Source organism: Micromonospora sp. DT63, assembly GCF_049841615.1.
Classification (GTDB): Bacteria; Actinomycetota; Actinomycetes; order Mycobacteriales; family Micromonosporaceae; genus Micromonospora.
This window is the reverse complement of record NZ_JBNCKQ010000001.1, coordinates 1,451,637-1,464,355: the sequence shown is the minus strand read 5'-3', so window position 1 is coordinate 1,464,355 and position 12,719 is coordinate 1,451,637. Positions and strand designations below refer to the sequence as shown.

The window sequence follows — 12,719 nt, the reverse complement described above, 5'->3', positions numbered from 1 at the left end:
CGACATCGCCTACAGCGGCGACGGTGGCAGCGTCTGGACGTACGGTGATGGCACCACGGTGACCCGTAACGCCGATGGTGACGTGGTGCGTCAGGTGACGGCTGATGGTGCGGTGTTCGACCGGTTCACCGCGGATGGGAAGCCGACGCACGGCACGGTGGGTGGTCAGGGCGTCGACATCGCCTACAACGGCGACGGCAGCAGCGTCTGGACGTACGCGGGTGACGGCGCCAAGGTCTTTCGGAGCGCGGACGGAACCGTCGTCCGGCAGGAGTTGGCCGACGGCTCGGTCTACGACCAGTTCAACTCCGACGGCAAGCCCACCCACGGCACCGTCGGCGGCCAGGCCGTCAGCATCAGCTACGCGAGCGACGGCACCAGCATCTGGACGTACGAGGGCGACGGCACCAGGGTCTACCGCGATCCCGACGGCAACGTCACGAAGCAGATTCTGGCCGACGGGACGACGTACGACAGTTTCGACGCCGACGGGCGGCCGGTTCACGGCACGGTCCCGGCCAGGGACGGCCAGCCGGCACAAGAGGTGTCCGTCATCTACGCCCCGGACGGGTCGAGCACCTGGAAGTACGGCGACGGCACGGTTCTCAAGCGCAACGGTGCGGGCGACGTGACGTTGATGCAGTCCGGTGGTTGGACGTTCGCCGCCTTCGACTCCCAGGGCCGACCGACCGCGGGCAAGGAGGACGACGGCGACAACACGGTGAAGATCGTCTACGCCCAGGACGGCAGCGCGGTGTGGACCTACAGCGACGGCACGATCGTCACCCGCGACGCCAACGGCGATGTGAAGACGATGCAGTCGAACGGCTGGACCTACGACGAGTTCGACGCCGGCGGTCGCCCGACGCACGGGTACGACGGCAAGGGCAACACCGTCGACATCACGTACAAGGCCGACGGGATCATCGAGTCGAAGTTCGGCGACGGCACCGTGGTCGGCACCGACAAGGACGGCAAGCCGATCTATCAGATCGTCAACGGGGAGCGGGCGGACTACGCCATCGAGATCCCGAAGCTCGGCGCCGCGATCAAGACGATCGCGGGAGAGCGGGACATGATCGAGAGCAATCTCAGAACCATGAAGTTGTTCTTCGAGGAAATGATCGGCACCGTCTGGGTGAGCCCGTCCGGAGCCAAGTACCAGGAGCTCGTCAAGGACATGGGCAAGCTGACGACCGACACCAAGGGCCTGTTGGACGACGCGATCCTGGCGATGCAGAAGTCGTACGACAACTATGTCGGCGCCGAGGGAACGAACACCCAGAACCTGACGAACACCAAGTCCTGACAGACGAGAGCCGACGGAAGGAATGGCAATGGACCACATTCTCGTAACACCGGAGATGATTTCCGACGCGGCGGTGAGCTGCGACAGCACCGCATCCGACATCGATGGCGAGCTGGCGGCGCTGCGCTCGTACGTCGTGAACCTCCAAGCGACCTGGCACGGCGTGGCGTCGGATCAGTTCAACATCCTGATGCACGACTTCGACGTGTTCGGCAAGATGCTGCACGACGCGCTCACCGACATCGCGTCCGGCCTGCGTGGCAACTTCACCAACTACGTCGACGCGGAGCAGGCCAACGTCGCCAGCCTGGTCGCGGTCAACGGCGACATCCCCGGCGCCCGCCTCTAAGAGACCCAGGATCAGGAGCGAACAATGGCAGACCCCACCACCAGCAACCTTCGCGTCCCCGCGGAGCTTGAGCTCGCCGGCCGGCAGCTCAACACCAAGGCGACCGAGATCGTCGGTCAGCTGGATGCCCTCATCAGCAAGCTGTCACCCCTGCAGGACACCTGGGAGGGCCCCGCGCAGTCGTACTACCAGGGCCTGCAGAACGAGTGGAACATCGCCGCTGACGGCCTCTTCGGCCCGACCGGCGTGCTTGGTCAGATCGCGGCGGCGATGAACGTGTCGTGGAACAACTACGCCGACAGCGAGTGGGCCAACGTGCGTACCTGGAAAAGCTGAGCGTGACGCGAGGCCGCCGCCGGGATCCGGCGGCGGCCTTCGCATGTCCCCCTTCGGGGACCTGGCAGCTGATCCCGCGTCTCGTGGGAGCGTGCCGTGAACCTTGCCGAAGGAGGAACGTGATGGCGTCGAACGAGCTGGATCTGATGCTTGAGCGGGCGCGGACAGTCTCGGAGCAGATGGCGAGCATGCGGGACCGCCTCACGGAAAGTGAGGTCGTCGGCACCTCCCATGACGGTGCGGTGGCCGTGACCATGACCGCCAGTGCCGAGTTCCGCAACGTTCGGCTCGCCCCGGACCTGCTGGAGCGCGGCGGCCACGAGGAGATCGAGGAACTCGTGCTGGAGGCCCTCAAGGACGCCGGTGCGCAGCTGCGCCAACTCACCGAGGAGCGAATGGGCCAACTGACCGAGGCGCTCTCGGTGCTCGGCCAGTAGCGGCGAAGCAAAGGGCAGCGGAGGGAAGACCGGCATGGGTGTGCTCGAGGACTGTCTCCAGTTCTTCAACGTGGCGGGTCCGGGCAAGGTGCTGCTACGGACCGGCTCGGCGGCGGCCCCGCTGGACGCGCGGCTGACCGACCTGATCGCAACGACTGTGACCTCCGGCGACGTCTCGGTCTTCCTGCCGATCGACCAGGCGTCGTCGGCCGGCGTACGCGAGCACCTGCGCGGCCTTGTGAACAAGGGCCTGGACGTGGTGGTGGCGTTGGTCGATCCTGGGACCGCGACACTGGTCACCGACCCCGAGACATTGCTCAACGTGCAGAGTGACCTGGGTGTGGCGCTGCACGCGCCGCTGGACGCTGTCGCGCTGGGCCTGTTGCCGGAGGAGCGGATCTTCGCGTCCGGTCCGGACGGCCGGGAGGCCCCGGTCGGCGCGATCGCCGAGACCTACCGGCTCATGCCGGAGAGCACCACGGCTCAGCGGACCGCCCTGGAGAACCTGGAGACGTCGCTGGTCCCGGCGTCGATCGAGCGGTTGGGGGAGTGGCTGGCGAACAATCCGGCACCTGCCGGCTCCTGGCCGGGCGACCTCTCCACTGTCGCCGCTGCTCACTACGCCCTCTTCGGCACGCTGCCCAGCGGTGAGATCGACGGGTTGCTGGACTCGCCCCGCCCGGTCTCGCTCGGCATGCTCGAGGACCTGCTGCAGAGCCGGCTGACGCACCTGGGTGCGGACACGGTGTGGTCCGAGGTGGCCGAGGGACGCGCCGCCGCGGCGCTGATCAACGGCTGGGCCGACGGCGACGCGCACCCGCGCGCCTTCTGGCTCGTCCGCTCTCCGGCCGACGGGCAGATGTACTGGGCGGACCCGCTGGCGCACGGAACTCTCCTGCCCGCCCACCCGGACGGCTCTCTGAACGAGCACACCGCAATCCTGGAGCGACAGCGGTCCACGGCGCTGCTTGTCGACAATCTCGGCAACCCGTACCTGCCGGTGGTCGAGGCAGCGACCGAGACCGCACCGCTCGTCTCCATGCACGCCCGGCCGCAGGGGGAGTCCCTGCTCGTCGGCGCCTGGCCGGAGGGCGCCCGCACGGCCATCCGCCGGCAGATCCTTGAGGTGGTCGGCGGCTACGACGGTCCGGTCGTCGCCGTGGACGTACGCCGCGGGCAGCCTCTCGACGGACGTTCGACGCTGGACGGCGAGCTGAAAACGGCACTCAACGAGTCGCTGAAGCGATCCGCGGGCCCTCCGGTGGTGGTGGCGACCGAGCACAACGACGACCTGATGTGGTTGGTCCGCAACCAGTACGGCGGCGTGACTGTCGTGCCGAGCACGGACAAGCTCGGTGATCTCGAGGGCTGGACGGTGCACGGCGATGGCCTGCCGGAGCGCTACTCGGTGTTGTCCAGCGGTGCCCTCGACCACGCCGGTCAGCTTGCCTCCAGGACGCCCGTGGCGCAGGCGCCTCAGGTGCTGCGCGAATTTCTCGCGTCGCCGAGCTGGCCGGACGCCGAACGCTACTTCCGGGAGAACCGGGTCGAGCTGCTGATGCCCGAGTCGCTCGACGCCATGCGGGCGCTTGTCGACGCGTACCGGGCGCGGGCCACCGCCGTCGGCCCGGACGGTCTCCTGCTCAAGGACCATCCGTTCTTCGTGCCGGATCGAGCGCTGCCGGCGTTCGGCGTCGTACTGGAGGTGGCATCGCGCGCGTCCACCGATCTCCATGCCGCGCCGATCGCCCCGACGGATCCTTCGCTGCTTGCCGAGCGGGTGCCGCAAGCGACGCCCGCTGACGAGTCGCTGCTGTTCGGCTATCTCAGCAACCGGCAGGTGCTCGGGTCGCAGGGCCCCTTCCAGGACGGTCTGCTGTGGCTGCGTCAGCTCGTCCAGGCGATGCTCGACGAGGGCGTCACCCGGCTCGCCCCCGGCGCCGTCCTCGACGTGCTGGCCGGCAAGGGCGAGCTGGAGGGGGAGCGGGCCGCGCGTAAGCCTGGCGCACCCGAGCTGTACCGCGCGCACGCCACGGTCGCCGAGGCGCTCCTGCGCACCATCGACCCGGTTCGCTGGGGTGGCGGCGTCTCGCCGCACGACCTGGTCACCGCTATCGACTGCCTGACCGGCCAGGACCGGGTCGGCTGGCACTACATCATCAAGGAGGAGGTGCAGCCGCGTGTCCCGGCCTCCGCGCAGGAAAGCCTCAGGCACCTCCTTGAGGACATCGCCACCTGCTACTGACGCACGGATCCGGCACTACGACCTTTGGCAGGAGTACGCCTGATGGCTGGCAACATTCCGGCGATCTGTCTCGAGGGCTACACCCCCGTCCCCTCGGGCCTGCACCTCGGCATCGACCCCACCGCCGAGGTACCCACCCGGGTGCTCGAAGCGCCGGAGCTGCCCGGCATCGTCCAGGTGCACCTCGGTGAGGGTTCCCTGGGCGCCACCCGCATCGGTGACGCCCTGGCCCGGGAGCACGTGGGGACTCTCGCCCGGATGGTGCAGACCCTCGCTCCGGATGTGACGAGGTCTGTCACCCGTGCCGGGGTCGACGCCTGGACGGGGCTCGGGCTCCCCGTGCGGCTGCCCGGCCGTACGGACCTGCTCGATCCAGCCGATCAGTACGTGCTGCCGGTCGACGCCGCCGGCCGGACGACGGATCCGCTCCTCGCGACGGGCGTGGTCGTGCTGCCGAAGCAGCACCTCGCGGACACCCTCACCACTGCGGTCCGCACCGGTGTCGGGCCGGTTCACCCCGCGATGTCCGGGCAACTGCGCTTCGACGGCGACGTCGCCTGGATCGGCCTACCTGCCGCGATGGTGAACCCCCGGCACGCCGACCTCACCGAGGTACGCCCCACCGGCGACACCGGCCGGGTCACCAGCCTCCCGGCCCTGCTCACCCACCTCGAGACGCTGCGGCCGGGGGAGCGCGCCGTCGTGGACGTGACATCCGCGGCCGGGGCGCCGCCGCAGGCCTACCACGTGATCGCGGCCGCGGACGGCCTGTCCGTGCTGCGGTTCTCCGACGGGGCCGCGACCGCCGCGCCGCTTCCCCGCACCTTCGACACGATGACGGTCACCATGCCGGGGCAGCTCGGCCGTTCGGCGGCGAGCCTCGCCACGCTTGTCGCGCAGCTGCCGCCGATCAACCTGGCCGACCTCGCCGCCTGCGTCACAGGCGTCCGCAACCTCGCCCGTGATCTGTACGGCAGTGTCCGCACCGGGCAGGCGGCCGACGACCTGGCGACGCTCCCCGGCACGCTTACCCGTTCCCCCGACCCGTCGCCCGACCCCTTCGCCGCGGTGACCGACAGGCAGTGGGGCGCGTTCGACTCGCTCTCGACCGTGTCGCAGGCACTGCGCGGCGCACCGGCGGGGAGCCGGGGAGCGACGGTGTTCGCCCTGGTGGGGCGTCCCGGCTCGATCGGCCACGCGGTGGCCTTCCGAGACACCGCCGAGGGTCTGCAGGCTGTCGATTTTCGGGCCGGTGAGGTGGGCGCCGTCCGTCCCGCCGACGAGGTCGCCAGCGACCTCGTCGACGCGCGCATGCTGCTCGTGGACGGCAACGGACAGGTCACCGCCGTCGCGACCGCTGTGGAGTCGGGGTCGACGGTGCGGGCGCTGGTCGACCCCGGCCTCGTCGGCCCCGGCGGCGTCCGTTACGCGGGCCGGCAGTCGACGAAACACGGCAGGAGCAGCGGCAGCGGTGGCCGGGAAGACAAGGGCGGCGGTGACCGTAACAAGCGGCGGCACGAGTCCGACAGCGACGGGCAGAAGGCCGCCACCAAGCGCCCGGCGACAGTCGACGCCAATGTCATGGCGCAGATCCGGGCCATTTTGACCCGCTTCTCCCTGGACTTCGGCAGGCTGCCGCAGCAAGGGCGCTCGACGGACCAGGTGAATTTCAGGTATCCCCGCTCCTACAAGAACTCGCCAGCCGACGCGGTTGGCCAGTCGCTGCGGCACCTGTCACTGGCGCTCCACGACGCCGGACAACAACTGCGCGACGCGAACAAAGCCACCATCGCGTCCAGCGACCGCGACTTCGAAATGCAGGCGATGATCATCAACGGCCGGCTGGTCATCGCCTCGAACAGCGACACGACGACGCGACTGCTGGGCGAGCGGGCCAGAGACCTGCCCCAACACCCGGTCCGCACCCTGATCCACGAACGTGGTCGGGCCCGTTACAAGGGACAGGAGCGCATCGAGGCGCAACGCCGTCTCAACGCCGCGGTCGACAAGCTCGACGGGTCCGCCGACGTGGCACATCCGCGCCCCGCGAATGCGGTCACCAACATCCTCTCCTCCGATGGGCCGACCGTGACTGTGGACGCGTCGGACCGCGAGGCGGTCCGACACGCGCTCACCTCGCCGGACCTCCAGAACGCGATCATCCTCCTGCGGCACAGCCCCGAGCCCAACATGCACGCTGAACAGAAGCTCATGATCGCTGTCGACCGATCCGGACTGACCAGCGAGACGATCTGGGGCGACTTCGCGATCCATGGGCGTATGCGGCCCTGTCTCGCCTGCCTGCTCGGCTTAGAGCACCTGAACGGCACGCACGGCGTGCAGCACAACACCAATCCGGGTGCGGCCTACGACGCGGCCTTCGAGAGCTTGCTGCGTCACCGGCCACAGGTCGCCACCGATCCATATCAGCCGCAGGCGCAGGGGCACTGGGTGCTGAGCCGGCTCGAGGAAATGCTCGCCGGGGACTTCCGCACCAACTACTCCGCCTGGTCGAACGAGCAGGCGCCCGAGGGGTCCGTCCAAGGCCCGGCACCGCAGTACGGCCTCCAGAGCGTGGGGGAGCGGCCACACGACCGTCGCAACTACGAGACCCCGTCGACAAGCGGTGACGAGCGCACGTTCGTGGATTTCGAGCCGACAGTGGCCGGTGACGTCCGCACCGTACGCCAGGATCTGCGCAACGACCCGGACGCGCTGCGGCTCAGGGAGCTGAGCGAGCAGTATGCGGCCACCCGCAAGCCGAACACCCAGCTACCGCGTGAATGGACCGAGATCGTCCAGCGGCTCAACACACGTCTGGAGAACGCCCGGGCGATCAGCGAGTACACGCCCGGGATCAGCGAGGCCACCGTCCTCAAGCACGCCAAGCAGGCTGAGCGGCTGCTCCAGGCTCCCGGCGGTGACCTCACGCCCGCCATCGAGGGGGCACTCTGGCAGGAACTGCGGGACGTGATCCCGAGCGAATGGCGCAATGATCCGACGCGCCGTAAGCCCAGGAACGTCACGCCGGCGATGACGGAGATTCTGGCTCAGATGAAGGCCTGGGGCGTCAAGGCCGCCCAGGCCGGCAAGAGCGCCGAACTCGGCCTCTCGGGGACTTCGGCCACCCGGCTCTGGGGCCACCTTCCCGACGTCGAGCGGCGCACGCCGACGGCGCTGCGGGAGGACACCACTGCCGCCCCGGTGGCCCAGGAAGGGCTGCGCACCACCCTGGCCTACCGTCCTGCCCCGAGCGCGTCCGAGATCGCTGCCCAGGAGCAGTTCGAGCGGCAGCTCACCGACTTCTACGAGGTCGACGGTATCCGCTGGTACGTGTCGGAGGGCGGCCAGTACTACCAGCACGTGGTCGGCACCACCGGCCGGATGGAGTCTCGGTGGGCCACCAGCGCACAGGCTGCCCGGATCCGCCAGGTCCTCGATGGCCAACAGGCGGAGTCGTCAGCCATGGGGGCGGCCCGCTTCGGCGGCGCTTCCGGCTCTGGCTCCGCTATCGGGAACGGCTCCGGTTACACCCGGTCCTTCCCGGCCGCATCCGTCAGCGCCGGCCGCGGGCCGGTGACCACCGCCTCTTCCGGCCTGCGCATGACGGCGCAGCCGGTCACCGCGTCGCCGTACCAGATGTCCGAGCCGTCGAGCGTGCGAGACACGACGGGGGTGGCCGACACCGGGTATGTCGCCGGTTCCGACACCAGCTCCGAGCACGGCGGTACCACCACGACCGGGCCTGTCGCCACTCAACAGGCCACCCAGGCCCCGGCGCCGCAGTATGTCCGGGGCCGCGACTACTACGTCGGCGACAACTGGGTCGCTCGCGGCCCGCAGGTGAACGCGTGGGAGCAGACGTACACCCGCCCCGACCGTCCCGGTCGGCGTTACCGGCCGATCCTGGGCAGGAGCAACTACTATCAGCTGCGCGAGAGCGGGAGCAATCGGTGGCAGCTCTTCAAGGTCGGCAAGAACGGCAACTACTTCGTCAAGCACCTCGCCACCCCGGCCACCACCTTGGAGCCGCTGGTCGGCGAACCCACCACGACACCGCTGGCGCAGGGCAACGGAGTGGTGTTCGGCGTGCCCGGGTCGGAACTCGTTCGGGATCTGTCGGAGGTGCGGCTGCAGCGGGGCGGTTTCGTCGTCCTCGGAGAGGGCTACCGCAACGATGCCGGCGACACCGTTCGTGGCGGCATCCGCAGCACTGACACCGCCTACGCCACGTCCGGCACGATCAGCGCGCAGATCCCGGCGGGCACGGCCGCGGCCGACATCATCGCCTGCGAGATCGTCAGCACCGGGACGCTGCGGGAGCTGTTCCGCCAACGGCCCGAGATGACGGTCGTGGGCGCCGACACCGAGGTTTTCGTCGTGCAGGCGCCAGAGGGCTCCACCGCGCCGGCGAAGGTGTTCACGGCCGAGACCGTCTGGGTGGACGGACGGCCCCAGCTGGTGCAGACCGGCGCGAACCAGTTCCGGGCCTACCGACCGGGGATGTCGCCCGACGCGGAACCGGAGGCGCTCGGCCACTACCTGCCGGGCACCGGCGTGCCGACCAGGGAGGAGATGGCCCGTGCGGTGGAGGCATCGCGGGCCTTCCACAGGTTGCCCTCGGGCGTCGCGCTGCACCTCGGCCCGTCGGAGTCCCCGGTCGACCAGATCGTACGGACCTTGACGACCACCGGGTTGGAGGACCCGAAGCCGGGCTTGAAGCGAGCCCGCCCGCTGGTCGACGACAACATAGTCTTCAACCGCGACCTGCGCGCGCTGCTGGAGCGGCAGATCGACCACGGTGAGCATCTGGCCGGCTCCCTGAAGAACCTCGGCAAGCTGGGCTTCGTCAAGGCGACGCTGGGCGACCGCCTGCATGTGCGCAAACACCGCATCGAACTGCACCACGCGATCAGCGGTCTGCACGGGGCGCTCGCGAGCATCCCCGCTCCCCGTACCGGCGCCACCGTCAACCCGGTGCTGGACCGGCGGGCGGCCGAGGAACGGGTCGCGGACATCGCCAGAGCGATCGAGGGCTACGCGCACGTCGCGGAGGAGATCGCGAAGCACATGCGCGACCTCGTGACCGACGCCGCGGTGAAGGCCGCCGTGCGAGGCGAGGCCAGCAACACCAGGAAGGCCCTGCAACAGGTGATCGGCATGGTCGAGGGCTCGCTCGGGTGGACCGCAAGCGTCTTCGTGCCCACCGGACTGGCCGCGGTTCCGGCGGCGGTCGGCTTCGTCGGCAAGGGCGCCGGCATCATCGCCCTGCGGGAGTTCGAGAAGTATCAGGCGAACGAGTTCCAGAAGAAGAACAGCAGCACGAAAGCGCTCCTGCTGGCGGACATCCAGCCTGCCCTCATGGCGAAGTCCATCGCCGCCTCGTACCAGAGGGGCTTCGAGCTCTTCCTGGCGGCGGCGGGCTTCGCCGGCGCGTACGTCCCGGGCTGGCCGGTGATCTCCGCAGGTCTCACCAAGATCTTCCAGGGCTTCTTCGAGGAACGCACCAAGATGCTCGAGAAGCAGATCGCCGAGATGAAGGCGGCTCAGCACGGGGCGACGATCCCGGAAAAGGAGATCTACCGCCGGCTCGGCGATCGGCTCTGGACGGAGCTGTATAACGAACTCAAGCAGAAGCTCAAGAACGTCGGCACCGTCCAGCAGATCGTCACCGCCGCCAAGGGCGAGCCGGAGTTGATGGGACTGATCAACATCGGCACCGACTTCGCCGTCCAGCTCGGCCTTGGCGTGGCGTTCGTCCTGTTCCCGCCGAAACCCGCAGTGAAGATCGACGGTGAGGACCTGCGCAACGTCATTCTGGACGTGATCGGCAACCGGAACCCGGCCGACAAGATCGTTCCGTCGACCTCCACCCCCCTGGTGCCGGACGAGGCCATACCCGCCTCGGTGCCGCAGACCGACGCGCGTGGACGGTCGATTCTCGCCTACAAGGCGTCGATGTCGAAGCCGGATGCGCCCTACGTGAAGATCAACGTCCACGGCACCAACCTCTGGGGCAGTCTCACCGGCACGCGTTTCACGCCGCAGGAGCCGGACGCCGGCGCGTTCGTGCCCAGGCAGACCTGGCGCGACCGGGTGATCGGTAACGACCACTACATCGAAACGCTCCGCGACCCCGACACCGGAAGCGTCGGAGAGCGCACGCGGGTGGACGGCACGTGGCACAAACCGTGGGCGGACAAGCACCACTACCTGTTCGTGCATTCCGAGGACGGAACGTGGGAGTGGGCGCACGCCTTCTCGCCGACCGGTCGACTCGACAGCGACGAGTTCAGCCTCAGGGCCGAGTTCGACCGCAACCAGCAGTGGCTCAAGCCCTTCACGTTCGAGCCGCCCGCGGCGCTCGCCGTCGACTCCGGGGCGCGCAAACTCGAGCCGACGCTGAACTCGGGGGCGCTGCGGCAATTCGTCGACAACGTCGCGTGGAAGGCTGCGGATCTGTCGCGCACCTACGGGCCGCGCGTTCCCCTGAAGATCCACGTAGAGGGCGGTAGTAACGGCCACAACGCGCTGCGAGCCGGAATCGACAAGCTCAACGGCCTACCCGAGCAGGCCGTCGCCGCCGGTCTGACGCGTGCCGAGGCGGTGCGTGCGCCGCTCGTCACCATGTTGGGCGAAGCGCTCGCCCGCTTCCGCTACCTGCACCCGGGGCAGGCCGACCAGCTGCCCACCGCCGAGGATCTGGTCGCCTCGGCCTCGACCCGCGGCTCGCGGTTGGACGCCTCGCAGCTGCCCGACGGCCTGCTGAAGCCGGCCGTCGGTCTCGACGACGACGCCCTGCACCGGCAGACCCGGGTGTGGTTCGAAGAGCTCACTGTCGCCGCGCCCGGTTCGCCCGCGTCGGCGCAGAGCAGCCTCGGCTCCTCGTTCCACGAGTCCGACCTGGATGCCAAGCCGAACTGGCTGGCAGACGCCCAGGAGAAGATGCCGCACCCGCAGAATGCCCCCGCGAACCTGGTCAGCGACACCGGCGGTCTGGTCGCCAAGGGCGCACCGCCCCGGGATCTGCTCAGACTGGCCGAGAACAATCCGGGTCAGGTCTACTTCTGGCTCAGCACCCCGGCCCGCCAGGCCCCCACGTCGACGCAGATCACCGAACTCAATGAGGTGCTCGAACAGTTCGCGCAGGGCCGCACCCAGGTCACTGTCTTCACGAAGGGTGTGGTCAGCGACGAGCTGCTCGACGCGATAGCACCCTACGGCGGCGCACTTGCCAACTCGGCGCCGGCCGCGGCCGGTGGGCTCAGCGTCAGCCTGGACAATCCCTGGCACGTCCAGCCCGCGGATCGCACGGTGCCCCGTAGTCAGCGCCCCGACCAGCCCAGCCCCAAGCTCGACGACAAGCTTGCGGCAACCGCCGCGAAGCTGCACCGGGACCCGCGGATTCCGCGCGCCGACGAGGAGTTCGGCGAGTTCGTCTGGGGGGGCCTGTCCGTCCGCGAACAGTACGACCGTCTCCGGTCGGCACCCGCGACCTATCTCACCCAGGCCAACAAGGCGCTTGCCGAAGGAATGGCGCAGCGGGTCAAGACCAGCATGCGAGCCGGCATCGTGGACCCGCTGCTGACGTTCGGTCCCGAGACCGACGTGGTGCCGCGCTACCACGAGGCGACAATTGAGGAACGCCCGAAGGCGGTGATCTCGAGCGTCTACGAGCTGGCAGACGCGGGGGTCAAGGCCGACGTCCCCATCACCGAGAAGTTCCAGACGCTCGTCGAGGCCACCGGCCGCGGCGCTACCGACGTCAGCGCGCGTAACCAGTTCGACTTCACCTCGGCACTGCTCAAGGCCGTCGACCTGGCCCGTGCCGGGCGGTTCACCGACGTCGGGGCGTGGGTCGCCGAGAACAAGCCCCGCCTCGACGCCACGATGAAGCGCACCTGGGTCGACGCGCTGGGCGACGTCATCAAGGATCTGGGTACCGCCGGGAAGGCGGGCGAGGCGCAGCAGCTCGAACGTGTCCTCGGGGCGGTCTACGACTGTTGAGCGGCGGAGTCCGGGCCGTCACGCGGCGGCTCGGAC

At 69.2% G+C, this 12,719-nt stretch carries 6 protein-coding genes; all 6 read left to right on the top strand.

Going from position 1 to position 12,719, the window contains the following annotated elements; genetic code table 11:
• Window positions 1–1,309: hypothetical protein (locus tag ACLQ27_RS06475; RefSeq protein WP_425865899.1), on the top strand; the 1,309-nt coding region annotated here is incomplete at its 5' end.
• Between the two features lie 28 nt (window positions 1,310–1,337).
• Window positions 1,338–1,658, top strand: a complete 321-nt coding sequence (locus ACLQ27_RS06470) for a WXG100 family type VII secretion target (protein ID WP_272616656.1) — start codon at window positions 1,338–1,340, stop codon at window positions 1,656–1,658.
• 24 nt (window positions 1,659–1,682) lie between these two features.
• Complete coding sequence (locus ACLQ27_RS06465; RefSeq protein ID WP_357493009.1) at window positions 1,683–1,994, top strand: WXG100 family type VII secretion target; 312 nt, start codon at window positions 1,683–1,685, stop codon at window positions 1,992–1,994.
• Between the two features lie 122 nt (window positions 1,995–2,116).
• The gene (locus ACLQ27_RS06460; RefSeq protein ID WP_357493007.1) at window positions 2,117–2,431 is read left to right on the top strand and encodes a YbaB/EbfC family nucleoid-associated protein; all 315 of its coding nucleotides are present in this window, start codon (window positions 2,117–2,119) and stop codon (window positions 2,429–2,431) included.
• 34 nt (window positions 2,432–2,465) lie between these two features.
• Window positions 2,466–4,676, top strand: coding sequence for a hypothetical protein (locus ACLQ27_RS06455; protein ID WP_425865898.1), 2,211 nt, complete (start codon window positions 2,466–2,468; stop codon window positions 4,674–4,676).
• 42 nt (window positions 4,677–4,718) lie between these two features.
• Window positions 4,719–12,683, top strand: a complete 7,965-nt coding sequence (locus tag ACLQ27_RS06450) for a hypothetical protein (RefSeq protein ID WP_425865897.1) — start codon at window positions 4,719–4,721, stop codon at window positions 12,681–12,683.
• Window positions 12,684–12,719: the final 36 nt, after the last annotated feature.

Excerpts from the sequence above, each read along its gene's own strand:
- ACLQ27_RS06470 (WP_272616656.1), top strand. The coding sequence starts at position 1,338 with ATGGACCACATTCTCGTAACACCGGAGATGATTTCCGACGCGGCGGTG.
- ACLQ27_RS06465 (WP_357493009.1), top strand. The coding sequence starts at position 1,683 with ATGGCAGACCCCACCACCAGCAACCTTCGCGTCCCCGCGGAGCTTGAG.
- ACLQ27_RS06460 (WP_357493007.1), top strand. The coding sequence starts at position 2,117 with ATGGCGTCGAACGAGCTGGATCTGATGCTTGAGCGGGCGCGGACAGTC.
- ACLQ27_RS06455 (WP_425865898.1), top strand. The coding sequence starts at position 2,466 with ATGGGTGTGCTCGAGGACTGTCTCCAGTTCTTCAACGTGGCGGGTCCG.
- ACLQ27_RS06450 (WP_425865897.1), top strand. The coding sequence starts at position 4,719 with ATGGCTGGCAACATTCCGGCGATCTGTCTCGAGGGCTACACCCCCGTC.